Genomic DNA, 24,318 nt, shown 5'->3' with positions numbered 1-24,318 from the left:
CTGTATCACGTAGGGCCAGCCAATGGCGCCCCCCCATTGCACCGCCCCCCTCCGGTGCACAACTAGCAGAACAGGTAGTAACGGTCGTCATGCATGACCAAAGGTTGCACAACCTTGCACGGCGTTCGCGCGCCCAGCAGGGTTGCGTTTGCCCCCAGTCGAGGTCGAACGCGATCCTGTAGCCGCTGCCGAAGGCTGCGCTCGCGCGCGTTAGCGGGCGCAAGATCTCAAGACCGCCGAGGGAGCCCCTGCGGGACTCCAGCGCAGCCTGGCGGCAGCGGCTACGCCGATTGTGGTGCGCCGAACCATCCATGCTCCTGGTTGATTCGTCCGAATCACGTAGGGCCAGCCCAATGGCGGCACCCCGCGATTGCACCGGCCCCCCCGGGCAGAACCGATAGATAGCGACGGGCGGTATACATTACCAAAGCTTGCGCAACCTCGTTTCGTTTATTGCGATTTTCGATTATTTCGATTAGCCTGACCGGGTCAGTATTTATGCCCCAAGACGGAGTTCAATCATGATCGCCACCGAGCTTTCCAGAACGATTCTTCCTGTAGAGCGAGAAGTGGCGGCAGCTACGGAAGGTCAACGCACGCTCGCGACGTTCCTCTCTACCCAGCGCGAAACTCAACTCATAGAAATTTTCGACAAGGACGACAAGCCGCACAAGATCGAGCTACCCACCTCTGCCTTACGTTTACTCGTCGATATTCTGGGAGAGCTTGCAATAGGCAACGCGGTGAAGGTAGTGCCAATTCATGCAGAACTGACAACCCAGGAAGCCGCTGACCTGCTGAACGTTTCGCGTCCGCACCTGATCAAGCTGCTGGAGGAAGGAGCTTTGCCATTTACCAGGACCGGCCGTCATCGCCGCGTTCGTTTCTCCGATTTGATGGCGTACAAACAGCATCGAGACGAGGACAGTCGCCAGACCATGGAGTCATTGACCCAACTGGATCAGGAGCTTCGGATGGGCTATGAATGAGACACTCCCCCTTCACGGCAGTATTCGACGCTTGCGTACTTTATCCCGCTCCACTTCGCTCACTCCTCATGTGGTTGAGCCTTACAGGTTTGTATCGGGCTCGCTGGACTGAACAAATACATGAAGAATGGAAGCGTAATCTTCTTATCAATCGAGACGACTTGACCAGGGAGCAGTTGGACCGCACTTCCGAGCTAATGGACAGGTCCATTCCTGATGCATTGGTCACAGGCTATGAATCCCTCTGTGCAGACTTGAGTCTGCCCGACCCTGACGATCGCCATGTGCTTGCTGCTGCAATCCGCTGCAAGGCTGAGGTTATCGTGACCTTCAACTTGAAGGATTTCCCGGTCGAAAGGCTGGATGGCTACGACATTGAAGCGATACATCCCGACGATTTCATCGCGGATCTCTGGGATCTTGACCAAGCTGCAGTGCTCTCAGCTGTGCAAGACCAGCGGCGATCGTTGAAAAGTCCGCCGATGACCGGGCAGCAATACCTCGAGATGATCCTGCGTCAGGGACTCACTCAAACAGTGAGGAACCTGACTCCTTACATAGGCATGCTTTAAGCCAGTCCGGTACGTCGACACTTAGCATAAACCTCAATGCCAAGGGGAGCCTTGCACCGCGCTCCCGTGCACGTTAGGCTTGCCCGGTCGCTGCCAATTCAGCGACCGGGCTTGGTCGCCCGAACCGATGAGCGCACAGACGCCCGTACTTCTGTCGCTGGCGTTTTTTAACGTCTGCGATAATTGTTATGGCAGCTGTGCGTATGGAGGGCCTCGTGCCCTGCCGGTGTTTGCTCATTGGGACCGGTCGACCAACCTGCGTACAGCTGCCACCCAATTTGTTTGGTCGCAAAGCGTGGCAGTTCCACATTTCTAATGAGAACTTTGCCATGAATAAAATCGTTCCCGATCCACCTTCCTACCTTCTCTCAAAAACCGCCTCTACCGCCTTCGGCTCCTGCGACGCCGGCCACGACCCACTGTTCGCCGTGCGTGAAGGTATCGATCTGGAAGATGCCCTGGTGCATATCTCGCTGTTGCTCGCAGGCGTCTGCGACACGGCGCAGCAAGCTTGCGAGCATCCTGCCGGACACGAAAGAAAAGGCCTGCTATGGGCAAACCTGCACTCGGCTGAAGCTGCGAAGGGGCTGGTCGACGCGCTGCTGGATGGGATTGAGAACCAGGCAGTGAAACGAGCCACTGAGCCTGCCCACGCAAACCTTTAAATCAACGCCCTCTCCCAAGCGGAGAGGGCACATCAGACACCCTCGGTTAACGCGGCAATCCCTTCAACGTCCGTTGCGTGTACCCGAAGTGATTTGACCATACGAAAGTGTGCTATCGCTGGCTTAGGAGAGGTGCGCCTGTGATGCGCGAAACGCGCGGAGAAAAGGCGCTATTCAAGAAAAAGCAATGAATTAAGAAGAGCCAAAGACTGATTGTTGGCAGGCCACCGATTTTTTGAGTCCCAAATGGCAGGGGCATCAAAATATAGGTGGCTAGTTAACACCTTCCCTAGGAAGGGAAAGACCAAATCGATAGACGGTTAGCGCGGAGCATTGACTATTGTGTTGGAAAATTACATAAAAATCTCAGCTCTTACCTTGTGAGCTGAGATTACTTAATGTTTGAACCGGTGCTATGGATCACACCGGCCACAACGCTAGCTTCCACTGTAATCCTTATAGGTTTTATCCCTCCATCCACCGTATACACCGATGTTAGGGTCAAACACTTTATCTGGATTCTGCACAGATCGACGCACCAGACCCTGTGTAGTGGTCTAATGAATCCGGACACCCATTTAGGCGAGAATGCTCGCCATAGAGAGGTGTCTGATGACCAAGCAACGTCGTTCCTTTACGCCCGAATTCAAGCGCGAAGCTGCCAGTCTGGTGCTCGACCAGGGCTACAGTCATTTCGAAGCTGCCCGTTCGCTTGGGCTGGTGGAGTCGGCCCTGCGTCGATGGGTTAACCAGCTTCAGGAAGAGCGAAATGGTGTAACTCCGACCAGTAAAGCGCTGACGCCCGAACAGCAAAAAATCCAGGAGTTGGAAGCCCGGATCAGTCGGCTGGAACGGGAAAAATCTATATTAAAAAAGGCCACCGCGCTCTTGATGGCCGAGGAACACGAGCGTTCGCGTTAATTGATCAACTCCGTGCTGAAGAGCCTGTTGATCTGTTGTGCTCGGTATTTGAAGTCACCCGATCTTGCTATTACATGTACTGCCGCAAACGTCGATCTCCAGACGTTGAGCGGCTGGTTTTGCGCAGCCGCGTGAACGAGCTGTTCACCCAAAGCCGCAGCGCGGCGGGCAGCCGAAGCATCATGTTCATGATGCGAGAGGACGGCATAGAGATTGGGCGATTTAAGGTGCGCAAGCTGATGAGCGAAATGAAACTGATCAGCAAGCAACCCGGCTCACATGCCTACAAAAAGGCGACGGTGGAGCGGCCGGATATCCCGAACGTGCTGGATCGGGCGTTCACTGTGTCGGCGCCAAATGAGGTCTGGTGCGGTGACATCACTTATGTCTGGGCTTAAGGTCGCTGGCACTATTTGGCTGCTGTGATCGATCTGTTCGCCCGCCGCGTGGTGGGTTGGGCGTTTTCATCGAAGCCCGATGCCGACCTGGTGATCAAGGCTTTGGACATGGCCTATGAGCAGCGTGGTCGGCCTCAGAACGTGCTGTTTCATTCGGATCAAGGCAGCCAATATGGCAGCCGAAGCTTCCGTCAGCGACTGTGGCGCTATCGCTTCAAGCAGAGCATGAGCCGACGCGGAAACTGCCACGACAATGCGCCGATGGAACGGTTGTTTCGCAGTCTGAAAACGGAATGGGTGCCGGCCGTGGGCTACATGAGTGCAAAGCTGGCTCAGCAGGATATTGGCCGATTTCTGATGCACAGGTACAACTGGCAACGGCCACATCAATTCAACGGCGGGCTGGCGCCCGCCGTGGTTGAGGAAAAACTTAACGCAGTGTCCGGGATTAGTTGACCACTACACTGTATGGCCTTTTTCAATCCAGGAGATCTTACCTATCGAAACTTCATTTGTTCTATTGTAGGTAGTTGATTTAAGATAGATTTTTCCAGCGCCAATATCGACGCGGGACAATTCTCCCTGTTCGCACTGATCGCCCATTGTGATATTGTCAAATTTCCCCCAAACCCGAAGATATTCACCAATAGGAATCGCTCTTAATTCTTCCGCGAAATTGTCCGTTATGGTCATCCCACGAATTTCGTCATCGAGGCGGCTATATGTTACACCCGGTTCCATGTCCTCAAGACCGCCCTTATGCACGATGAACCCATTAATTTCTTCCTCAGAATCGCTCATTATGGTTCCCTCAAAATGATTGATAGCTAGCGACTTGCGAACAAACTATAAATTTTCTTATTCAGCGCTGTCTACCTATCAGTTCTGCTAGGTCTGAAGCGCTCACTCATGAGTAAGCAGCGCTCCCATCACTAAGGAAACTGTGAAAAAGACTCCCATCTCTGGTGAGATACCCGCCTGAGGTGGGTATTTCACCCAATTTGGAAGTCTTTTTCAGAGTTCCCCGCTAGTGAGTACTTCGCACCTGATGGACCCGTAATGAACGCTTGAGCCTAGGCTCCTGTTTATCAATCCGATATTATTGGATAAGATACAAAACCATATAACTAAATGTTATATAGCCAGGCATCATTGCCCTCTACTATGCCGACGCTCAATACCTGTTGATCATCCGTATCATCCGGATATTTCGTAAAGCGTTCCTCCATGCCGGGATCGCTGAGCGAGAACCCGGATAGCCCCTGGCAGAACTAATAGGTAAGCCCATTCACTGAACCTCGACATATTGCACAATCTCCCCCCCGCCACCTAGTCTGTCCGCCATCGTAATCGGAACCCAATTTCCATGGACAAGCCCCAACCCTGGCGAGAAAAGCTCTACATCATCATTCTCCAGACCGACACCGTAGCCGGCCGACGCTTCGACAGCGCCCTGCTGCTGATCATCCTGACCAGCCTGATCATCGTGGTGCTGGACAGCATCGAAAGCATCCATCGCGACTATGCAGGCCTGCTTGCCGGCATCGAGTGGGGCTTTACCGCAATCTTCGCCATCGAGTACCTGCTGCGCCTGTACTGCTCGCCCAAGCCCCTGCGCTATGCCTTCAGCTTCTTCGGGCTGGTGGATTTGCTGGCGATCCTGCCGGGCATCATCGCCCTCTACTACGCCGACGCGCAGTACCTGTTGATCATCCGTATCATCCGGATGCTGCGGATCTTCCGGGTGCTCAAGCTCGGCCCACACCTCAAGCAGGCGAATTACCTGTTGTCGGCCCTGGCCGGCAGCCGGCAGAAAATCACTGTGTTTCTGCTCGGTGTCTCGACGCTGGTGACGGTGTTCGGCACGCTGATGTATGTGATCGAAGGCCCCGAGCATGGTTTCACCAGCATCCCCACTGGGATCTACTGGGCCATTGTCACGCTGACCACCGTCGGCTTTGGCGATATCGTGCCGCGCACGCCCATGGGCCAGGTGCTGTCGTCGCTGGTGATGATCACGGGCTATTCGATCATTGCCGTGCCCACCGGCATTTTCACCGCAGAGCTGGCCAACGCCATGCGCGGTGAACGCTTGCAGCACGACTGCCCAGTGTGCCGGAAAAACAACCATGAACACGGTGCTGCCTATTGTTCGCGGTGCAGCAATGCGCTGTTCAGGAAAGTAGAATAACCAAAGTACCTTTTAGTCTTTTTACGACAAACCCGCGGCCGTTATAGTTGCGGGCATATTGCCTTCGTCTCATCACCCACAAGGATTGCGCAGTGAAAAAACTCTTCAGCGCCTCGCTCCTGGCCGCAGGCCTGGCTTTGGGCAGCGTTGCCCAGGCCGCCCCCACCCTGCTCAACGTCTCCTATGACGTGATGCGTGATTTCTACAAGGACTACAACAGCGCCTTCCAGAAGCACTGGCAAGCCGAGCACAAGGAAAACATCACCCTGCAGATGTCCTTTGGTGGCTCCAGCAAGCAAGCCCGTTCGGTGATCGACGGCCTGCCTGCCGATGTCATCACCATGAACATGGCCACCGACATCAACGCCCTGGCCGACAACGGCAAACTGGTGCCGGACAACTGGGTCACCCGTCTGCCGAACAACAGTGCGCCGTTCACCTCCGCCACGGTGTTTATCGTGCGCAAGGGCAACCCCAAGGCGCTGAAGGATTGGCCGGATTTGCTCAAGGATGGCGTACAAGTGATTGTGCCCAACCCAAAGACCTCGGGTAACGGCCGCTACACCTACCTCTCGGCCTGGGGCTATGTGCTCAAGAACGGCGGCGACGAGAACAAGGCCAAGGATTTTGTCGGCAAGCTGTTCAAGCAGGCGCCGGTGCTCGATACCGGTGGCCGCGCCGCAACGACGACCTTCATGACCAACCAGATCGGCGACGTGCTGGTGACCTTCGAGAATGAAGCGGAGATGATTGCCCGCGAGTTCGGTCGCGATCAGTTCGAGGTGATCTACCCAAGTGTTTCGGCAGAGGCCGAGCCACCGGTCAGTGTGGTCGACAAGGTGGTCGACAAGAAAGGCACTCGCGCTGCTGCCGAGGAATACCTGAAGTACCTGTGGTCGCCCGAGGCTCAGGAAATTGCGGCGGCCAATTACCTGCGCCCGCGTGATCCGGCGGTGTTGGCCAAGTACACCGATCGTTTCCCTAAAGTGGATTTCCTGTCGGTGGAGAAGACGTTTGGGGACTGGCGTACGGTGCAGAAGACGCACTTCAATGATGGCGGGGTGTTCGACCAGATTTATAGCGGGCAGTAAGACTGTCGGTGCCCGCTTTGCGGGCGATCGCAGCCAAGGCAGCTCCTACAGGTTTTTGCGCAATCCGGGGGATTGCGCATATGACCGACACAGCGATCTTCCCCTATCCTTTCTGATCTGTTCCTCAGTATCTTCTGTCCAGCAAGACTTCACAGGAGTGACCCAGGCCGTGTTCAGATCAACGCTCAAATATCTGTTGTTGCTGAGCTGTATCCTCGGTTCCAACGCCTACGCCGAAGCACCGCCCCCCGCCCAACCGGCCAAGGCCGAGCCGGTGGTGATCGTGCAGGGCGGCTTGCTGGAGACGATCTCGTCGGGCCTGGACGATATACAGCACAGCCTTGAGCTGGACGGCCATGTGCTCGATGACTGGCGCCTGCGTGCCGATCGCGCCGCCGATGAAATCGATCAACTGGTCAATCAGCAAGCGTCCCGCTCGACGCTCGGCCTGATCGGTGACTTCGCATTGCTCTCGCTGGCCTGGTTGGGTACCTTTGCGCCGTTGAACCTGCTCGGCCAAATGCTCACCCGCCATTTCAACCGCCAATCACTATTGCTTGAGCGGCCGCGTGCGCAACGCCTGCTGGGCTACTTGCTGCACTACATACTCCCGGCAATGATCAGCTTGCCCCTGATGCTGTACGCCAGTCGTTTCTTCGAGCCTTCGCCTGCACGAGCGCTGGCCCTGTGCCTGGGCTACGCCACCAGCTGCGGGTTGATCATCAACTGTATCGTGCTGTGCCTGATCACCGCATTCGACAGCGGACACCGGCGCGCCGCCGTGCGCATCATCCGCCACTACCTGCCCCGGCCCCTGTTCCTGGTCGGTTCTCTGGTGGCCTTGAGCGACGCCCTGACCAGCCCGCAGATCGCCCGGCAACTGGGCAGCAATGTCACCAGTACGGTTGCCGTGCTGACCGGCCTGCTGGCGACCCTGGCCTTTGCCATACTGGTGGTCAAATTGCGCAGACCCGTGGCACATCTGATCCGCAATCGCGATTTTGACCAGCGCCGGCAAAACCACGCGGTACAGGAAACGCTGCGGATATTTTCCAGCCTCTGGTACTACCCCATCCTGCTGATGATCCTGGTTTCGGCGGTGAACCTGATCGGCGCCGGCCAGGAAAGCCAGAGGGTTTTGCAAAACGCTCTGCTCACGTCCTTGTTGCTCATCGCCACGGTGTTTCTCAGTACCTTGTTCCAGCATATGTTCAAGGTGCCCGCGCGAGTCGCCGAGCAACGCCTGCAACCCTACAAGGAATTACTGCGCAGCCTGACCCACGCCGCACTGCGGATCATCCTGGCGATCGCCTTCATCGAGCTGTCAGGAAGGATCTGGGGTTTCTCGGTCATCGAGTTCGCCCTGAAGAACTCCATGGCCCGCGCCATCAGCGATTCACTCAGCAGCATCGGTCTGGTCCTGCTGGTCACCTGGCTGCTGTGGGTGGTCATCGACACTGCGATCCAGGAAGCCCTCAAGCCCCCGGTCGGGCGCCGTGGCGGCCACCAGCCGAGCACCCGGGCCAAAACCATCCTGCCGATGCTGCGCAATGCCGTCAAAATCATCCTGGTGGTGATCTGCGCGATCACCACCATGGCCAACCTGGGCATCAACGTCGCGCCCTTGCTGGCTGGTGCAGGCGTCGTCGGCCTGGCCATCGGCTTCGGCTCGCAGCAATTGGTCCAGGACGTAATTACAGGCCTGTTCATCCTGATCGAGGACACCATTGCCATCGGCGACTGGGTGGTACTGGACTCCGGCCACGCCGGCACCGTCGAAAGCCTGACCATCCGCACCCTGCGCCTGCGCGACGGCAAAGGCTTCGTGCACTCGGTGCCGTTCGGCCAGATCAAGGCCGTTACCAACCAGTCGCGGCAATTCGCCTATGCGTTTTTCTCGATCCAGGTCAGTTACGAAAGCGACATCGATACCGCCCTGGACATGATCCGCCAGGTCGGCCATTCGATCAGCGACGACCCGCTGCTCAAGCACAACCTGCAAGGGCCACTGCAAGTGTTCGGGGTCGACAAGATGGACCTCAACGGCATCACCTTGACCGCACAGTTCCGCACCATTTCCGGCGGCCAATATGGCATCAATCGCGCCTTCAACGAGCGCCTGAAGAAACTGGTGGACCAGACCGACAAGGTGAGTTTTGCCCAGTACTATCCACAGGCTTCGTTACCTCGAACCGGCGAGATAGCGTGAGCACGGCTCATGCCTGCGAAAACACCAGCGCCTTCAACCCACCCTCGGCATGGGCATCGGCAAACTCGGGCGGGTTTTCCAGGCGCTGTTCAAACCTCAGGCCCGGCGCCTCGTTGGCGACGCTTTCGATCAGGAAATCGGAGCCTATGGCGGGGTCGTTGACGCAGGCCAGCACCGTGCCTTGGGCGGTCAGTAACTCGGGTAGCCGGCGCAGGACACGCTGGTAATCCTTGGTCAGGGCAAAGCTGCCTTTCTGAAACGAGGGTGGGTCGATGATGATCAGGTCATAAGGGCCATATTTCTTGACCTTGCCCCAGGACTTGAACAGTTCATGCCCCAGAAAGCTCACCCGATCCAGATCATGCCCGTTGAGCCGATGATTCTCCCGCCCACGGCTCAACGCCGCCTTGGCCATGTCCAGGTTCACCACATGCTCGGCGCCACCGGCCATGGCCGCTACCGAGAAACCGCAGGTGTAGGCGAACAGGTTCAGCACGCGCTTGCCCTGGGCCTGGGCTTGAACCCAGCGGCGGCCGTAACGCATGTCCAAAAACAAACCGGTGTTCTGCTTTTTACCCAGATCCAGTTTGTAGCGCAGGCCACCTTCGGTGATGAGCCACTCATCGACGACTTCACCGAGCAGCCACTCGGCCGTGCTCTCCAGCAGGTAACGGTGCTGCAACACAAGGGTGTGCGCCTGGCTTTGCGACCAGGCGGGCGATTGGGTCAGTGCCATGAGCATGTGTTTGAGGGCAGCCAGCTCTGCATCGGCTGGTTCCCTGAACAGCGACACCAGGACAATGCCTTGCAACCAGTCGACCGTGACATGTTCAAGCCCCGGCCAGCGCCGGCCCCGGCCGTGGAACAGGCGGCGGGTTTCTTCAGGTGGGGGGCTCAGGGCGCTGACGAGAAGGTGTTGCAGGGTGGCGATGGCGTCGGGGGTCATGGGGGTTTTCAGTCATTCGTGATGGGGGGCATTTTAAACACAATGGTTGCGGCTGGCCTTGCTGATTGAAGAGGGACCGCGTCGCCTGCATCGCGGGCAACATCCCACTTGTACGCCCCGCCCCAACATGACAGCATTCGCATCCGCAACAATTTCCCATTTGCGAATTATCTTCGTTCGAGGTTTCGTCGTGTCGGGCCAGCCCGTCTCCTCCCTTTCCGAGCTTTACCGTGGGCATCATCAATGGAACCAAAAACCAACGTAAGCCATGAATCCCGGTTTAGGGAGCGCCGGAACAGCAAAGTGCTCTTAAGCCCAGCGCCTGTCCGCAAACCCCTGTATTCAATAGGACTCAGGCCGCTTAGCTCAACCTGATTCTGTAGGCTCCCTTACCTGCCCCTCCCTCAATCAAAATGGCTATAAGCCAGTATTTGACCACTGGCTTACTGCGGTTACTCTTCGGCCCTGGTAAATGGATTTGACTTGTGCAGGGTACCGATAATGTCCCAGAAGTTGTCTGAGGAAAGTGATGAGTCACTCAAACGTCGAGGGTTGATACGGTCTAAAAAATGGCCCTACGTCATTGGTGTCTTACCGCGCAGAATGGAGCCATCTGGACCCTCTAAAGCACAAATTGCCTTAGTGCGTGAGCGGGAACAAAAGGAAGAGATACGTCGATACGAAGCGCTTCAAAAAGCCGAGCGTGCCCGACAAGATGAATTCCTTCGTCGATGTGACGAACGTGAAAAAGCCGAGCGACTAAAACCACCTCCCGTCCAGGACTGCACATTTGCCAAATCCACTAGTGTGGCCAAGGGGCAGGTCTGCTATCCCGATGGCCCAGCGCCATTTGAGGGGTTGGGCAATTACGGCACCTATGCCGTGCTCAGCACCCGTGAGGCCATCACCTCGGCGGGCACACCTCTTCAACTGATCGGTGGCTCAACCACGGCACTGACCTTGGCTGGGCGAGTCGGTGGCTCGTTGTCGCTGGGTTTGTCCGGTGCTGCCGTCAGCGCAGGCGTTGTCGCAGGTGGCATTGCGGGCACCGTCGCTATGCTCTGGCCCAATACCTTTGCGTCTGACACCGCGTTTTACAGCACCGAAGAGTTCGCCAATCTGGCCGTGGCCAACATCGGTGTGCGGGTCAACGTCAAACACCTGCCTGGAGAATCGGTCAGCGCGTTCGGGGTATACACCGGCAACAACTCCGCGTGGCGAAGTGTCCCGGTGATTGCTGCCACCGCACGCGGTGATCAACTGGTCGCGGATCTGGGCGACGGCGTAGAGCTGATCTGGACACCTGCCGTCGATACCAGCAGGGTGCTGGGTATTCCAGCGCTGGAAGGTGCCCCGCAATTACCTGCGGCGTTTGTCTTTCCCGAAGCCGAACAGGCCGAGCAACGCTATGAGCATCCGGCAAACCCACCCGACTTCCGGGACGCCATTATCTGGTTCCCGAGTCAGCCGCAAATCCTGCCGGTCTATATCTCGCTCAATGTGCGTGGTGCGCCGGGCGTGGTCACAGGCGCTGGTCAAGACGTGACGGGGATTTGGCTCGCCGGGGCAGGTGTCGGACTGGGTTCCCCTGTCCCAACGCGCATTGCCGACCAGCTCAGAGGCCGCGAGTTTTCCAGTTTCGATGCCTTCAGGAAAGCGTTTTGGATCGAGGTTGGAAATGATCCAGCCCTGAGCAGTCAATTCAATCAAGACAACATTAAAAGGCTTGTAAAGGGACTAGCACCAACGACTCGCGTGCGCGATCAGATAGGAAAGCGGATTTCCTTTGAGCTGCACCATGTTGAGCATATCGCTGACGGCGGTGCTGTTTATGACGTGGATAACCTGCGGGCTAACACCCCCAAAAATCATATAGATATTCATAGGGAGGCTCAGTGATGGAGCTTAAGGGCGCACTTTCTGACTACACCGAAGACCAGTTCAAAGCATTGATTCAGTGTATAAAAGACTGTGAAGGAACAGAGGATTTCCAGGCTGGGTTAATAGAACACCTGAACAGCCTTGCTGCGGGTGCAGGTGGTTCTGACCTGATCTACTATCCTGAAGATGGTTCGGACAACTCAGCAGAAGGAGTCGTGCAGACAATTCAGGCTTGGTGCTTGGCCAACGGTCTACCGGGTTTTAAGCCGCGCTTCTGATCGAACTTTCAGGGGAGATCCAAGTTTTGCGCCCGCGAAACTTAGGCGCAAGAGGAAGAGATACGCCGCCGATATCAAGCAGCTCAAAAGGCCGACCGCGCTCGACAAGATGAAGGCCATCGCCGATATGAAGAACGCGAAAAAGCCGAACAATTAAAATCACCTGCCGTCCAGGATTGCACATTTGCCAAATCCATCAGCGTGGTTAATGGGCAGGTCTGCTATCCCGATGGCCCAGCGCCATTTGAGGGGTTGGGCAATTACGGCACCTATGCCGTGCTCAGCACCCGTGAGGCCATCACCTCGGCGGGCACACCTCTTCAACTGATCGGTGGCTCAACCACGGCACTGACCTTGGCTGGGCGAGTCGGTGGCTCGTTGTCGCTGGGTTTGTCCGGTGCTGCCGTCAGCGCAGGCGTTGTCGCAGGTGGCATTGCGGGCACCGTTGCTATGCTCTGGCCCAATACCTTTGCGTCTGACACCGCGTTTTACAGCACCGAAGAGTTCGCCAATCTGGCCGTGGCCAACATCGGTGTGCGGGTCAACGTCAAACACCTGCCTGGAGAATCGGTCAGCGCGTTCGGGGTATACACCGGCAACAACTCCGCGTGGCGAAGTGTCCCGGTGATTGCTGCCACCGCACGCGGTGATCAACTGGTCGCGGATCTGGGCGACGGCGTAGAGTTGATCTGGACACCTGCCGTCGATACCAGCAGGGTGCTGGGTATTCCAGCGCTGGAAGGTGCCCCGCAATTACCTGCGGCGTTTGTCTTTCCCGAAGCCGAACAGGCCGAGCAACGCTATGAGCATCCGGCAAACCCACCCGACTTCCGGGACGCCATTATCTGGTTCCCGAGTCAGCCGCAAATCCTGCCGGTCTATATCTCGCTCAATGTGCGTGGTGCGCCGGGCGTGGTCACAGGCGTTGGTCAAGACGTGACGGGGATTTGGCTCGCCGGCGCAAGTACCGGACTGGGTTCCCCAGTCCCAACGCGAATTGCCGACCAGCTCAGAGGCCGCGAGTTTTCAAGCTTCGATGCCTTCAGGAAGGCATTTTGGAAAGCCGTCGCTGCCGATCCAGAATTGAGTCGACAATTCAAACCACGCAATCTCTCAGACATGGCGAAAGGTTTTGCCCCAGCGGCACCTAAGAGCGAGCATGTAGGAAAGCGTATTTCCTTCGAGCTGCACCACGTCGAGCTGATTAAAGATGGTGGTGCAGTGTACGACGTGGACAACCTGAGAGCTGTTATGGACTTGCCCCTAAAAAACCGGACACCAACTCCCCGTTAAATTGATGCTGCGGCCAAGCGCCTGAACTCCCTCGGCGAGCGATATTTCAGGGCGCTGTGCGGATGCTGCTCGTTGTAATGCTCGAAGGCAATTGCCAGGTTGCGTAGCGCCGTTTCTCGATCCGGCTTGGGCATATGCGCCACGTAATCACGCTTGATCGTCTTCACGAAGCTCTCAGCCATGCCGTTGCTCTGCGGGCTGCGTACTGGCGTGGTCACCGGTTGCAAACCGATCTGCCGAGCAAACAGGCGCGTCTGTTCGGCGGTATAGGCCGAACCGTTATCGCTTAGCCATTGCACCGGCGTGGCGGGCAGTTGGTCGCCAAAGCGCTTTTCCACGCTCTCCAGCATCAAGTCACGGATATCATCCCCGCTGTATCCCGTTGGACTGGCGACCCAGCCGATGGCTTCGCGATCACAGCAGTCCAGGGCGAAGGTCACGCTCAGTTTGGCGCCGTCCTCGCAACGGAACTCAAAGCCGTCCGAGCACCAACGCGTATCACTGGTTTTCACGGCAATATGGCCTTCGTGTCGACGTGGCACGCCGGGCTGTTTGAGTCGACGCTCAAGCAGCAGATTGTGATCACGCATGACCCGGTAAACCCGCTTCACGTTGATCGCGGGCAGCAACTGGATTTCACGTGCGCGACGCAGTAATCCCCAGACACGACGGTAGCCATAGCTGGGCAGCTCGCTGACCTGTTGCTGGATTTCAACCACCAGTTCAGCGTCGTCCACGGGCCTGTTTCGCCGTACCTTGGGCAAGGCTGATTGCTTGATTCGAACCGTTAATTGCGAGCGCGCCACACCGAGACATTCGCTGACCCGCTTCACTGGTCGTCCCCCGGCAACAAGGGTGAGTGCGCAATCCATTTTCGCGACCGGGCGATCTCCACAGCCTCTTTGAGGATTTCTGCTTCCATCGTTTTCTTGCCCAGCATCCGTTGCAGTTCACGGATCTGCTTGAGCGCATCGCTCAGCTCGGAGGCAGGCACCACGGCTTCGCCAGCACTGACCGCCGACAGGCTGCCATCCTGGTACAGCTTGCGCCACAGGAACAGCTGGTTGGCATTGATACCGTTGCGCCGAGCCACCACCGAAACGCTTTGCCCTGGCTCAAGACTCTCGCGAACCATGGCCAGTTTTTGCTCCGGGCTCCAGCGGCGCCGCCGCTCCTGACCCAAAAGCTCCCCACTCTTATCGTTGCTGTTAGTCATAAACATCACCGTTTGCCTATCCCTTATCGTAAGGGGGAAACGGTGTCCTGTCTTTCATGGGGCTCGTTCATGTTACATCAAAGCACCATATAGACATACATCGAGGGACGAAGTGATGAAGCTGAAGACCAACCTTGCGGATTACACTGAACAGGAATTCAAAGCCCTGATCAAAGCTATCGACGATTCGGGAACTGAGGAGGAACGAGGCGTGCTAGTAGAACATTTCAACAAAGTAGTGCCTCACCCAGCAGGATCGGATCTTCTTTATTACCCAGAAGACGGTACTGATGAGTCACCTGACGGTGTCGTGCAGATAATTCAGGCTTGGTGCTTGGCCAACGGTTTACCGGGCTTTAAACCGCGCTTCTGATCGACCTTTCAGGGAAATCCCAGTTTCGGGGGTTCGGGGAGCAATGAAACAGAAAGTGCACTTAAGGCCAGCGGCCTGCCGCAAACCCGTGTGCTGCGTGGAGGGTTCGATAAAACCACCGTTTTATGAAACCGCCCCGTTTCGGCGATCACCAGAAAGGCCATCAACACCCGAAAAACAGTGCCATAAACCCGTTTCACGAATCAAAGTCCGTTAATGCACAGTCGCTGACGAGTAAAACGAACTCTAATTCTGGCTTACGTTGGTTTTCGGTTCCATTGCTCCCCAAACCCCATCATGCTCGAAGAAACCGGGCTGGCCTACGAGCCCCATCGGGTCGCCTTCGATACCAACGACCAGCTGTCACGGGAGTTCCTGTCGCTCAACCCCAACAACAAGATCCCGGCCATCATTGACCCCGACGGCCCCGGCGGCGAACCGCTGCCGCTGTTCGAGTCCGGTGCGATTTTGCTGTACCTCGCCGAAAAGAGCGGCCAACTGTTGCCGCAAGACCCCGCCGCCCGTTACCAGACCATCCAGTGGCTGATGTTCCAAATGGGCGGGATCGGGCCGATGTTTGGCCAGCTCGGCTTCTTCAATAAATTTGCCGGCAAGGATTACCAAGACAAGCGCCCGCGTGACCGTTACGTCGAAGAATCCCGGCGCCTGCTCAATGTCCTGAATCAACAACTGGAAAACCGCGAATGGCTCATGGGCGATACCTACACCATCGCCGACATCGCCACCTTCCCCTGGGTTCGCAACCTGATCAATTTCTACGAGGCGGGAGAACTGGTGGGGATCGACAACTTCCCCAACGTCACCGGCACGCTCGAGCGGTTCCTGGCGCGACCTGCGGTGGTGCGCGGGCTGACGATTCCGGCGGCTGATTGACAGGTCGGGACCGCGCCGCCAGCAAGAATTTTACGGCTTTTTTACGGCAGACATTTTGCCCCGCAACGATACTGGTCGCCTTGACCCAGGCACAGCGCCTACATGCCTGCGCAACACTTCGCACCTCTATTTACGAGAAACAACCAGTGAATCAACCAGCTCCCCCCGCAATCGAAGAGTCCCATGCAAAAACTTCAGCGGCAGGCATGCTGGTTGCAGCCGTGGGTGTGGTGTATGGCGACATTGGCACCAGCCCGCTTTACACCCTCAAGGAGGTGTTCGCCGGGCACTATGGAGTGCAGGCCAACCATGATGGTGTGCTCGGTGTACTTTCGCTGATTTTCTGGTCGCTGATCTGGGTGGTCTCGATCAAGTATGTGCTGTTTATCCTGCGCGCCGACAACCAGGGCGAGGGCGGCATCATGGCCTTGACGGCCCTGGCCCGTCGCGCCGCTACGCCCTTTCCGCAACTGAGTAAAATACTGGTCTTGCTGGGTTTGTTCGGTGCTGCGCTGTTCTATGGTGACAGCATGATCACCCCGGCTATCTCGGTACTTTCCGCTGTCGAGGGGCTGCAGCTTGCGTTCGATGGGATAGAGCACTGGGTTGTCCCCTTGTCCGTGGTGGTTCTGGTGGCTCTGTTCCTGATCCAGAAACACGGTACCGCACGGATCGGCATCCTGTTCGGCCCGGTCATGGTGCTTTGGTTTTTGGTACTCGGCGCCCTGGGAATCTACGGTATCCTGCAACGTCCCGAAGTGCTGCAAGCACTCAACCCCGCTTGGGCAGTGCAATTTTTCATCGTTCATCCGGGGATTGGCGTGGCCATTCTCGGCGCCGTAGTGCTCGCACTGACAGGCGCAGAAGCACTGTATGCAGACATGGGCCACTTCGGCCGCAAGCCGATTGCTCGCGCCTGGTTCATCCTGGTACTGCCAGGCCTGGTGTTGAATTACTTCGGCCAGGGCGCCTTGATCCTGGGAAATCCTGAGGCTGTGCGCAACCCTTTCTATCTCCTGGCGCCGAACTGGGCGCTCTTGCCGATGGTCGGGCTCTCTACGCTGGCAACCATCATCGCCTCGCAAGCGGTGATTTCCGGGGCCTTTTCCCTGACTCGCCAAGCCATTCAGCTTGGCTATGTACCGCGTATGTTCATCCAGCATACCTCCAGCCAGGAGAAGGGGCAGATTTACATAGGCATGGTTAACTGGGCACTGATGGTGGGCGTCGTGTTTCTGGTAATCGGCTTCGAATCTTCCAGTGCACTGGCCGCAGCGTACGGGGTTGCCGTGACGGGCACCATGTTGATAACCACACTACTGGCATCGGCGGTGGTCCTGCTGCTCTGGAAAACGCCTCGCTGGCTGGCGATTCCGATGCTGCTCGGTTTTCTGGTGGTGGACAGCTTCTATTTCGCGGCCAATGCGCCGAAGATTTTTCAAGGCGGTGCCTTTCCCGTCATCGCCGGCATTGCGCTGTTCACGCTGATGACGACCTGGAAACGCGGCCGCAGGATCATTGTCGAGCGGCTGGACGAGACCACTCTTCCACTTCCTCTGTTCATCAGCAGCATCGGTGCACAGCCCCCGCATCGCGTACAAGGCACCGCCGTGTTCCTGACTGCCCGGGCGGACGCTGTCCCGCATGCGCTGTTGCACAACCTGCTGCATAACCAGGTTTTGCACGAACAGGTGGTGTTGCTCACCGTGGTGTCCGAAGACAGCCCTCGCGTCCCTGCGGATCGGCGCTTCGAGGTCGAAGCTTATGGCGAAGGCTTCTTCCGGGTGAACCTGCACTTTGGCTTTATCGAGGAGCCTGACATACCGGTAGCATTGAGCCTCTGTCACTTGAGTGACCTGGATTTCAGCCCGATGCGTACCACCTATTTCCTGAGCCGCGAGACGGTTGTCCCGACCAAGCGCATCGGCATGGCGCGCTGGCGAGAAACGCTGTTCGCCTTTCTGTTGAAGAATGCCAACAGCAACCTGAAGTACTTCAACCTGCCGTTGAATCGGGTGATCGAGCTGGGCACTCAGGTCGAAATGTAAGGTAGCGCCTAACGCTGCCCATGACGGTTGGCACTGGCCTGAACCACACGCTGCGCAGGCACCCGTAACTGGGCCAGCAGGTACTCGGCGAAATCCGCCGGGTAGCCTTGCAGCGCGATGGCCTGCTCCATGCAATTCAACCAGGCGCCACTGCCGGCTTCATCGATAGGCCACTGCGCATGGAAGGCCGGAATCGAGATGGCACCGTACTTCTCGCTGTAGAGTTTCGGGCCACCCAGCCAACCGCTGAGAAAACAGGCCAACTTGTCGCGCGCTGGCTCAAGGCTGGCCGGATGCATGCGACGCAGCTCGGCCGCTGCGGGCAGTTCATCCATGAGCCGGTAGAAGTCGTCGACCAGCCGACGCAGGCCGTCGATGCCGCCTGCTGCCTGGTAGGAGGCATCGCCAACGCCGAAAGGGATACTGCTGCTCACAAGACAAACCCTCTGGAAAAAAAGGCAGTATACCTCCGGCACATGCAGGCGGCAGACACGCTCAAAGCTTGTAGCCGATCTTCCTCAGCAAGGTCTTGCGCCATGCAATGTCGTCGTCGCCCTCCAGCCCCTTCGGCGAGAACCCATCGACCACGCCCAGGATTCCCCGCCCCTGCGTCGTCTGCGCAACAATCACTTCGGTGGGGTTGGCCGTTGCGCAGAAAATACGACAGACCTCGGGCACGGCCTTGACGGTGTTCAACACATTGAGCGGGTAAAAGCCGTCCCCTAGAAAAATGATGAAACTATGCCCGGCAGCCAGGGCCGTCGCGTTGTTCTGGGCAAGTTCGATCATGGCCGGGTCCGTGCCGGACCAGCGCACCAGGCACTGGCCGGAAGCCTCGCAAAATGCCAGGCCGAACTTGATGCCGGGCACGGCCGCCACCAACGCTTCATGGAGGTCCTCGACAGTCTTGATGAAGTGCGCCTGGCCCAGGATGAAGTTGGTCTCATCCGGCTTGTCGACTTTCACTGTAGTCAATTGCATGGTGCGATGCTCCTACCGTTGAGCGTGGCAGCCCTTTGCGATCATTGCTGGCTGAACAAAGCCGCGACCTCCTTTCCCGTCATGGTTTTAGTCTGATTGGAGAAGCAATAAGCGGACGGTTTTTCGTCGATGAACACCTGCAGGTCGAAGGTCAGGTCCTCGGGTTCATCAAGCAGGCCGACCGGCACCGCATAAAACCCGCTCTGCTTGAGACGATAGAACAGATGGCTGCCGCAGGTGGCACAGAAGCCGCGTTCGGCCCAATCGGAAGAAGAATAGACCTGGATCTGGTCCTGGCGGGTGTACTGCACCGGGATATCGGTGTCGACGGTCAACAGCGGCCCACCGCCCCACTTGCGGCACATGCTGCAGTGGCAGGCGCCAAAGGTCGGGTGTCTGAGGCTGAGCGAAAACTCGACGGCGCCGCAAAGGCAACGGCCTTGCTTTTCGATGGTTTGTTCCATGAGTTCCTCCTGCAGAGGGTCTGCTGCGGTGGGTGGAAACTCGAAAGGATAGACCAAAAAATTTTGCCGGCTACAGGACGTTCCACGATCGGCGTAGCCGCTGCCGGAGGCTGCGCTGGAGTCCCGCAGGGGCTCCCCGGCGATCTCAAGATCTTGCGCCTGCTTTGCAGGCGAGCGCAGCCTAGCGGCAGCGGCTACGCCGAGCGTGGTGCGCCGAACTCTTGTAGCCGCTGCCCTTAGGCTGCGCCAAGGGCCGAAGGACCTTCATCCGGGCCGGACACAGATGCTACTGCCCGAACGCCCGTCCCAATCCGCCCGGCACCCCGCTGCTATCGGTCTCCTGCCACGGCCCCTTCAGGCTGGTCGACCAGCTCCAGCCGTTGTTCCAGCGGTAATAGGTACGTTGCCGGTAGAAGGTGTCCGTCTCGTTTTCCAACACGTAGACGCCCAGCCGTGGGTCCCAGTGGCTGGCGCCGCCGGGTGGCGGGGCGAAGCTGGCCGAGGTGCGCGGCATGGGCTTTTGCGTTTGTGCCGGTGGCTTGGTCGGGGCTGTGCCCGGGCCCGGCACCGGCTTTACGGCGGGCCCCGAGGGTGGCCGTGTCGGTACGGGCGGCGCGGTAGGGCTGGGTGGCTGGACCGCACAGGCGCTCAATCCCAGTGCCAGTGTCAAAAGGGTGATGCGAGCGATGGCGGTCATAGCAGTCTTCTCTTACAAATCCGGGCTGTCGATGGTCAGGTGTTGCTGCGCCGTGGTGCTGCTGGCCAGCGGTTTGCTGCGACCGATCCACTCACCCTTGGTCGGCTGGCCAGCACGCGAGATGCGCGCCACCAGTTGGACTTCAGGAAAGCTCGACAGTTTCAATTGCGGCATCATTGCGTCGGCATCGCTCAGCTCGACTTCGACCGGCAAATCGGCGACCGTCAGGCGCTTGGCCGCCAGCGGCATGGGCGGGCCCGAGCTTGCGCGGGCGAAAATGAACACGCTGTCACCCGGCTGGACCTTGGCCTTGAGCTCGGCGCTCAGCTCGACGCGGACCTTGAGCCGAACTTCGCCCTTCGCTGCAACGGCTGGCGCCGTTTCAACCTTGCCGCCACTGGCCTGCAGTTTCTCGCTGGCCCGGTTGATGCCGCCTTCAAGGGCAGGCCGCGAAGCGTCGTCGGCCGGCAATACCTCCAACAGGCGTTTCCAATAGTCGATGGCTTGCTGGTAACGCTCGCCCTCGAACGCGGCGATGCCCAGCAGACCGAGGCTGGTGGCCTCCTTGGGGTCGGCCTTGAGGGCTTCGTGGGTCAGCGCCTGGATCTGCGGGTTCCATTTCTTGCCGTTGGCGAAATACTGGGCCTGGGCCAATTGCCCCAGCAGCTCAGGCTGGCGACCCGCCACGGCCAGGGTGCGTTCGAAGATTTTCGCCGCATCGGCTGGACGGTTCTGGGCCATGTAGGTGCGGCCCAGGAAGTACAGACCTTCGGCCGAGTCCGGCTGGGCGGCGACGGCGCGCTCCAGGCGCTGGGTCATTTCTTCCATGGTCTTGGGCGCCTGGGCGAACTCGCGGGCCAGTTCGACCTTGTCGCTGGCACCGAAATGCAGGTACAGGCCCAAGCCCAGCACCGGTACCAGCAGTGCCGCGAGAATCGGCAACGGCTTGCCCAGACGCGATTCGCGCGCAACATCGGCGCCTTCGGTGTCGGCAAGCAATTCACGCGCGGCCTCGGCGCGCCCCGTGTCCATTTGCGCGCTGCTGAGCACCCCTTCGTCCTGCTCGGCCTGCAACTCGGCCACACGCTCCTGATAAAGGGCAACGTTCAACGCGGTACGGTCTTCTTCCTGCTGGGCACGACGGCCACGCAAGACGGGAATCAGCAAAAAACTCAGGGCTACCAGCAACAGCAGGCCTGCAGCGAGCCAGAAATCAATCATGGGTTTGGTCTTTGTCCAACAGTTTGGCGAGGCGTTGACGCTCCGCTTCGGAAAGTTCGGTGGCACCCTCGGGACGCCGGCTGCGACGACGCCGGACAATCACGGCAATCAGCACGACGCCGCCCAGCAGCAGCCCGGCCGGGCCGAACCAGAGCACCCAGGTACGCGAGTCGAGCGCCGGCTTGTAGCGCACGAAATCACCGTAGCGGTCGACCATGAAGTCGACGATCTGTTGATTGTCCTTGCCTTCGCCCAGCATGCGGAAGATCTCGCGACGCAGGTCGGCGGCGATCGGCGCGTTGGAATCGGCGATGTCCTGGTTCTGGCACTTGGGGCAACGCAGCTCTTTGGTCAGCTGGCGAAAGCGTTCGCGTTCAGCGTCGTTGGCGAACTCATAGGTGTCGATGGCCGCATGGGCCACGCCCGCCAAGCTCAGGCCCAGGACGGCGGCAACGAGCCAGCGCCTCATGGTTTGGCCTCGTCGACCAGGCCCTGGTAGAGGCCGGCCAGTTGTTCACGCCAGACGGTTTCGTCGATCACGCCGACGAACTTGTGCCGGATCACCCCCTTGCTGTCGATCAGGAAGGTTTCCGGTGCACCGTAGACGCCCAAGTCGAGGCCCAGGGTGCCCTGCTCGTCGCGTATGTCGAGCTGGTAGGGGTTGTGGAATTCACTCAGCCACTTCAGTGCCGCGGCGTTGTCATCCTTGTAATTGACGCCGTAGATGACCACTCCCCGCTCGGCCAGCTTGTTCAGCACCGGGTGTTCGACCCGGCAGGAAATGCACCAGGTCCCCCAGACGTTGACCAGTGCCGGCTTGCCGAGCAGGTCGGCCTGGGTCAGGGTCTTGTCGCCTTGCACTGCAGGCAGGGAGAACGCCGGGAACGGCTTGCCGATCATCGCCGATGGCAATTCGGTCGGGTTCAGGTACAGGCCCCGATAGAGAAACACCGCCACCAGCAGAAACAGCGCCAGCGGCAACACCATGATCCAACGTTTCATGCAGTCGCTCCAGACATGCCCAGGACATCACGTACACGGCTTTTGATCTTGACCCGATAACGCGGGTCGAGGGCTGCGAGCAGCCCGCCAAGGCCGGTCAACAGGCCACCGAACCAGATCCAGCGCACGAACGGTTTGACGTGCACCCGCACCGCCCAGGCGCCCTCGCCCAGCGGCTCGCCGAGGGCCACGTAGATGTCACGGGTAAACCCGGCGTCGATCCCGGCTTCAGTCATGACCGACTGCTGCACGGTGTACAGGCGCTTCTCGGGGTGCAGCACGCTGACTTCGCGGCCATCCTTGATGACCCGCACGGTGCCCTTGTCCGAGGTGAAGTTCGGCCCTTCGAAATGTTTGGCACCGTCGAAGATGAAGTGGTAACCGGCAAGGTCCATCGACTCGCCCGGCGCCAGGCGCAGGTCACGTTCGGCGCTGTTGTTGCTCGAGAGCACCACGCCCATGGCGCAAACGGCGATGCCGATGTGCGCAACGTGCATGCCCCAGTAGCTGCGGTTCAGGCCGCGCATGCCCTTGATCAGGCCTTTGTGGCGGGTCTTGTCGAGGATATCGCGCACGCCAGCCAGCACGATCCACGCGGCCAGGGCGAAGGTGGTCAATACCGGCCAATCGAAGTCGTCGACGATCAGCCCACAAAGTGGCGCAATGATGGCGCTGCCGACCAGCACCGGGGTCAGCATGCCCGCCAACCATTTGACCGGCGTGTCTTTCCAGCGCACCACCACGCCGACCGCCATGACCACCATCAACAGCCCCATCAACGGAATGAACAAGGCGTTGAAGTACGGCGGGCCGACCGACAGCTTGGCCCCGGTCAGGGCATCGAGCACCAGCGGGTACAGGGTGCCGAGCAAAATCATCGAGGCCGCCACCACCAGCACCAGGTTGTTGCCCAGCAGCAGCGTTTCGCGTGACCACAGGCCGAAGCCCACCTGGCTCTTGACCACCGGCGCGCGCAGGGCGAACAGGGTCAGCGAGCCGCCGACCACGAACAGCAGGAAGATCAGGATGAACACGCCGCGCGCAGGATCCGAAGCAAAGGCATGCACCGAGGTCAGGACGCCGGAACGGACCAGGAAGGTACCCAGCAGGCTCAGCGAGAACGCGGCAATGGCCAGCAAAACGGTCCAGCTCTTGAACACGCCGCGCTTTTCGGTCACGGCCAGCGAATGGATCAGCGCAGTACCGACCAGCCACGGCATGAACGAGGCGTTTTCGACCGGGTCCCAGAACCACCAGCCGCCCCAGCCCAATTCGTAGTAGGCCCACCAGGAGCCCAGGGTGATGCCGATGCCGAGAAAGGCCCAGGCGACGATGGTCCAGGGCCGCGACCAGCGCGCCCAGGCCGCGTCAAGACGCCCGCCCAGCAAGGCGGCGATGGCAAAGGCGAATGCCACCGAGAACCCGACGTAACCCATGTACAGCATCGGTGGGTGGACGATCAGGCCGATGTCCTGCAGCAACGGATTGAGGTCGCGACCATCCATCGGCGCCTGTGGCAACAGGCGCTCGAACGGGTTGGAGGTCATGATCAGGAACAGCAGGAAACCGATGCTGATCATGCCCATCACGGCCAGTACCCGCGCCAGCATCACCTGCGGCAACTGCCGGGAGAAGATCGACACGGCGAAGGTCCAGCCACCGAGAATCAGGGCCCAGAGCAGCAGCGAGCCTTCATGGGCGCCCCACACCGCGCTGAACTTGTAGTACCACGGCAAGGCACTGTTGGAGTTGCTGGCCACATAGGCGACGGAAAAATCGTCGACCATAAAGGCGTAGGTCAGGCAGCCGAAGGCAAATGCGAGGAAGGCAAATTGCCCCCAGGCAGCGGGCTGCGCCAGGCTCATCCACAAGCGGTCGCCACGCCAGGCGCCAAGCAGCGGCACGATCGCCTGGACGATGGCAAAGCACAGCGCCAGGATCATGGCCAGGTGACCCAGCTCGGGAATCATCAGATCAACGGTCATGGT

The 24,318-nt window shown here is 58.7% G+C and carries 23 protein-coding genes and 1 pseudogene; 13 read left to right on the top strand and 11 right to left on the bottom strand.

All coding sequences use genetic code 11. The features are described from left to right. Positions 1-521 precede the first annotated feature (521 nt). From NVV94_RS08010 to NVV94_RS07995, 4 genes and pseudogenes are all read left to right on the top strand, one after another. Positions 522-989 carry a helix-turn-helix domain-containing protein gene (locus NVV94_RS08010; protein ID WP_258446667.1) on the top strand — a complete coding sequence of 156 codons (468 nt, stop codon included), beginning with the start codon at positions 522-524 and terminating at the stop codon, positions 987-989. Next, a complete protein-coding gene (locus tag NVV94_RS08005) occupies positions 986-1,561 on the top strand; it encodes a PIN domain-containing protein (protein WP_258446666.1) in 576 nt (191 codons plus the stop codon). Before NVV94_RS08010 ends, NVV94_RS08005 begins: the two co-directional genes overlap by 4 nt. 329 nt (positions 1,562-1,890) lie before the next feature. Further along, positions 1,891-2,226, top strand: a complete 336-nt coding sequence (locus NVV94_RS08000) for a DUF3077 domain-containing protein (protein ID WP_258446665.1) — start codon at positions 1,891-1,893, stop codon at positions 2,224-2,226. Between the two features lie 612 nt (positions 2,227-2,838). After that, positions 2,839-4,001: pseudogene (locus NVV94_RS07995) on the top strand (IS3 family transposase). 3 nt (positions 4,002-4,004) lie between these two features. Here the strand turns inward: NVV94_RS07995 and NVV94_RS07990 are convergent. Continuing rightward, entirely contained in the window at positions 4,005-4,346 is a 342-nt protein-coding gene (locus NVV94_RS07990; protein WP_258446664.1) for a hypothetical protein, read from the bottom strand. A 565-nt stretch (positions 4,347-4,911) separates the two neighbouring features. On the opposite strand from NVV94_RS07990, the gene NVV94_RS07985 reads away from it, so the two are divergent. The 3 genes from NVV94_RS07985 (at position 4,912) to NVV94_RS07975 (ending at position 9,036) form a co-directional block, all read left to right on the top strand. Continuing rightward, on the top strand, positions 4,912-5,736 hold the full coding sequence (locus NVV94_RS07985; protein ID WP_258446663.1) for an ion transporter: 825 nt from the start codon (positions 4,912-4,914) through the stop codon (positions 5,734-5,736). 92 nt (positions 5,737-5,828) lie between these two features. Next, the gene (locus NVV94_RS07980) at positions 5,829-6,827 is read left to right on the top strand and encodes a sulfate ABC transporter substrate-binding protein (protein WP_258446662.1); all 999 of its coding nucleotides are present in this window, start codon (positions 5,829-5,831) and stop codon (positions 6,825-6,827) included. Between the two features lie 169 nt (positions 6,828-6,996). Then, positions 6,997-9,036, top strand: a complete 2,040-nt coding sequence (locus NVV94_RS07975) for a mechanosensitive ion channel family protein (protein WP_408733455.1) — start codon at positions 6,997-6,999, stop codon at positions 9,034-9,036. A 7-nt stretch (positions 9,037-9,043) separates the two neighbouring features. Here NVV94_RS07975 and NVV94_RS07970 read toward each other — a convergent pair whose 3' ends face one another. Continuing rightward, positions 9,044-9,982, bottom strand: a complete 939-nt coding sequence (locus NVV94_RS07970; RefSeq protein WP_258446661.1) for a class I SAM-dependent methyltransferase — start codon at positions 9,980-9,982, stop codon at positions 9,044-9,046. Positions 9,983-10,483: 501 nt separating this feature from the next. Between NVV94_RS07970 and NVV94_RS07965 the strand changes: the two genes are divergently transcribed. The 3 genes from NVV94_RS07965 to NVV94_RS07955 all read left to right on the top strand — a co-directional run bounded on the left by NVV94_RS07965 (position 10,484) and on the right by NVV94_RS07955 (position 13,434). Then, positions 10,484-11,881 carry an S-type pyocin domain-containing protein gene (locus NVV94_RS07965; RefSeq protein WP_258446660.1) on the top strand — a complete coding sequence of 466 codons (1,398 nt, stop codon included), beginning with the start codon at positions 10,484-10,486 and terminating at the stop codon, positions 11,879-11,881. Next, positions 11,881-12,141, top strand: a complete 261-nt coding sequence (locus NVV94_RS07960) for a bacteriocin immunity protein (protein WP_258446659.1) — start codon at positions 11,881-11,883, stop codon at positions 12,139-12,141. Before NVV94_RS07965 ends, NVV94_RS07960 begins: the two co-directional genes overlap by 1 nt. Before the next feature lie 276 nt (positions 12,142-12,417). After that, a complete protein-coding gene (locus tag NVV94_RS07955) occupies positions 12,418-13,434 on the top strand; it encodes an S-type pyocin domain-containing protein (RefSeq protein WP_258446658.1) in 1,017 nt (338 codons plus the stop codon). Here the strand turns inward: NVV94_RS07955 and NVV94_RS07950 are convergent. Continuing rightward, positions 13,431-14,650, bottom strand: a protein-coding gene (locus tag NVV94_RS07950; protein WP_408733454.1) for an IS3 family transposase whose coding sequence is annotated in 2 segments (ribosomal slippage) — positions 13,431-14,305 and positions 14,305-14,650 — 1,221 coding nt in all. Because the reading frame shifts where the segments join, the coding sequence is not laid out codon by codon here. The genes NVV94_RS07955 and NVV94_RS07950 overlap by 4 nt on opposite strands. A 115-nt stretch (positions 14,651-14,765) precedes the next feature. Between NVV94_RS07950 and NVV94_RS07945 the strand changes: the two genes are divergently transcribed. From NVV94_RS07945 to NVV94_RS07935, 3 genes are all read left to right on the top strand, one after another. Next, a complete protein-coding gene (locus NVV94_RS07945) occupies positions 14,766-15,023 on the top strand; it encodes a bacteriocin immunity protein (protein ID WP_258446656.1) in 258 nt (85 codons plus the stop codon). A gap of 297 nt (positions 15,024-15,320) precedes the next feature. Further along, on the top strand, positions 15,321-15,917 hold the full coding sequence (locus NVV94_RS07940) for a glutathione S-transferase family protein (RefSeq protein WP_408733453.1): 597 nt from the start codon (positions 15,321-15,323) through the stop codon (positions 15,915-15,917). Between the two features lie 206 nt (positions 15,918-16,123). After that, positions 16,124-17,965 (top strand): potassium transporter Kup, encoded by a 1,842-nt coding sequence (locus NVV94_RS07935; protein ID WP_258446655.1) that lies wholly within the window; start codon positions 16,124-16,126, stop codon positions 17,963-17,965. Between the two features lie 8 nt (positions 17,966-17,973). Here the strand turns inward: NVV94_RS07935 and NVV94_RS07930 are convergent, their stop codons facing one another. The 8 genes from NVV94_RS07930 to NVV94_RS07895 all read right to left on the bottom strand — a co-directional run bounded on the left by NVV94_RS07930 (position 17,974) and on the right by NVV94_RS07895 (position 24,300). Next, entirely contained in the window at positions 17,974-18,399 is a 426-nt protein-coding gene (locus tag NVV94_RS07930) for a group II truncated hemoglobin (protein ID WP_258446654.1), read from the bottom strand. Between the two features lie 61 nt (positions 18,400-18,460). Beyond that, complete coding sequence (locus NVV94_RS07925) at positions 18,461-18,946, bottom strand: adenosine-specific kinase (protein WP_258446653.1); 486 nt, start codon at positions 18,944-18,946, stop codon at positions 18,461-18,463. A 41-nt stretch (positions 18,947-18,987) separates the two neighbouring features. Beyond that, positions 18,988-19,410: a GFA family protein gene (locus tag NVV94_RS07920; protein ID WP_258446652.1), complete on the bottom strand. Its 423-nt coding sequence runs from the start codon at positions 19,408-19,410 to the stop codon at positions 18,988-18,990. A 286-nt stretch (positions 19,411-19,696) separates the two neighbouring features. Further along, positions 19,697-20,107: a hypothetical protein gene (locus tag NVV94_RS07915; protein WP_258446651.1), complete on the bottom strand. Its 411-nt coding sequence runs from the start codon at positions 20,105-20,107 to the stop codon at positions 19,697-19,699. Positions 20,108-20,119: 12 nt separating this feature from the next. Continuing rightward, complete coding sequence (ccmI, locus tag NVV94_RS07910; RefSeq protein WP_258446650.1) at positions 20,120-21,328, bottom strand: c-type cytochrome biogenesis protein CcmI; 1,209 nt, start codon at positions 21,326-21,328, stop codon at positions 20,120-20,122. Further along, positions 21,321-21,797: a cytochrome c-type biogenesis protein gene (locus NVV94_RS07905; RefSeq protein ID WP_258446649.1), complete on the bottom strand. Its 477-nt coding sequence runs from the start codon at positions 21,795-21,797 to the stop codon at positions 21,321-21,323. The genes ccmI and NVV94_RS07905 overlap by 8 nt, the downstream gene beginning before the upstream one ends. Next, complete coding sequence (locus NVV94_RS07900; RefSeq protein ID WP_258446648.1) at positions 21,794-22,330, bottom strand: DsbE family thiol:disulfide interchange protein; 537 nt, start codon at positions 22,328-22,330, stop codon at positions 21,794-21,796. Before NVV94_RS07900 ends, NVV94_RS07905 begins: the two co-directional genes overlap by 4 nt. Beyond that, on the bottom strand, positions 22,327-24,300 hold the full coding sequence (locus NVV94_RS07895) for a heme lyase CcmF/NrfE family subunit (RefSeq protein ID WP_258447645.1): 1,974 nt from the start codon (positions 24,298-24,300) through the stop codon (positions 22,327-22,329). Before NVV94_RS07895 ends, NVV94_RS07900 begins: the two co-directional genes overlap by 4 nt. Between the last annotated feature and the right edge of the window lie 18 nt (positions 24,301-24,318).

The sequence above is a fragment of the Pseudomonas sp. LS1212 genome, assembly GCF_024741815.1.
Taxonomy (GTDB): domain Bacteria; phylum Pseudomonadota; class Gammaproteobacteria; order Pseudomonadales; family Pseudomonadaceae; genus Aquipseudomonas.
The sequence above is the reverse complement of the archived record's forward strand: the minus strand, read 5'-3'. Positions and strand labels throughout refer to the sequence as shown.

What these genes read in the sequence shown, in the direction of transcription:
- NVV94_RS07965 (WP_258446660.1), top strand. Translation starts at nt 10,484, where the DNA reads ATGTCCCAGAAGTTGTCTGAGGAAAGTGATGAGTCACTCAAACGTCGA.
- NVV94_RS07990 (WP_258446664.1), bottom strand. Translation starts at nt 4,346, where the DNA reads ATGAGCGATTCTGAGGAAGAAATTAATGGGTTCATCGTGCATAAGGGC.
- NVV94_RS08005 (WP_258446666.1), top strand. Translation starts at nt 986, where the DNA reads ATGAGACACTCCCCCTTCACGGCAGTATTCGACGCTTGCGTACTTTAT.
- NVV94_RS07970 (WP_258446661.1), bottom strand. Translation starts at nt 9,982, where the DNA reads ATGACCCCCGACGCCATCGCCACCCTGCAACACCTTCTCGTCAGCGCC.
- NVV94_RS07900 (WP_258446648.1), bottom strand. Translation starts at nt 22,330, where the DNA reads ATGAAACGTTGGATCATGGTGTTGCCGCTGGCGCTGTTTCTGCTGGTG.
- ccmI (WP_258446650.1), bottom strand. Translation starts at nt 21,328, where the DNA reads ATGATTGATTTCTGGCTCGCTGCAGGCCTGCTGTTGCTGGTAGCCCTG.
- NVV94_RS07920 (WP_258446652.1), bottom strand. Translation starts at nt 19,410, where the DNA reads ATGGAACAAACCATCGAAAAGCAAGGCCGTTGCCTTTGCGGCGCCGTC.
- NVV94_RS07985 (WP_258446663.1), top strand. Translation starts at nt 4,912, where the DNA reads ATGGACAAGCCCCAACCCTGGCGAGAAAAGCTCTACATCATCATTCTC.
- NVV94_RS08010 (WP_258446667.1), top strand. Translation starts at nt 522, where the DNA reads ATGATCGCCACCGAGCTTTCCAGAACGATTCTTCCTGTAGAGCGAGAA.
- NVV94_RS07915 (WP_258446651.1), bottom strand. Translation starts at nt 20,107, where the DNA reads ATGACCGCCATCGCTCGCATCACCCTTTTGACACTGGCACTGGGATTG.
- NVV94_RS07895 (WP_258447645.1), bottom strand. Translation starts at nt 24,300, where the DNA reads ATGATTCCCGAGCTGGGTCACCTGGCCATGATCCTGGCGCTGTGCTTT.
- NVV94_RS07905 (WP_258446649.1), bottom strand. Translation starts at nt 21,797, where the DNA reads ATGAGGCGCTGGCTCGTTGCCGCCGTCCTGGGCCTGAGCTTGGCGGGC.
- NVV94_RS07960 (WP_258446659.1), top strand. Translation starts at nt 11,881, where the DNA reads ATGGAGCTTAAGGGCGCACTTTCTGACTACACCGAAGACCAGTTCAAA.
- NVV94_RS08000 (WP_258446665.1), top strand. Translation starts at nt 1,891, where the DNA reads ATGAATAAAATCGTTCCCGATCCACCTTCCTACCTTCTCTCAAAAACC.
- NVV94_RS07945 (WP_258446656.1), top strand. Translation starts at nt 14,766, where the DNA reads ATGAAGCTGAAGACCAACCTTGCGGATTACACTGAACAGGAATTCAAA.
- NVV94_RS07940 (WP_408733453.1), top strand. Translation starts at nt 15,321, where the DNA reads ATGCTCGAAGAAACCGGGCTGGCCTACGAGCCCCATCGGGTCGCCTTC.
- NVV94_RS07925 (WP_258446653.1), bottom strand. Translation starts at nt 18,946, where the DNA reads ATGCAATTGACTACAGTGAAAGTCGACAAGCCGGATGAGACCAACTTC.
- NVV94_RS07935 (WP_258446655.1), top strand. Translation starts at nt 16,124, where the DNA reads ATGCTGGTTGCAGCCGTGGGTGTGGTGTATGGCGACATTGGCACCAGC.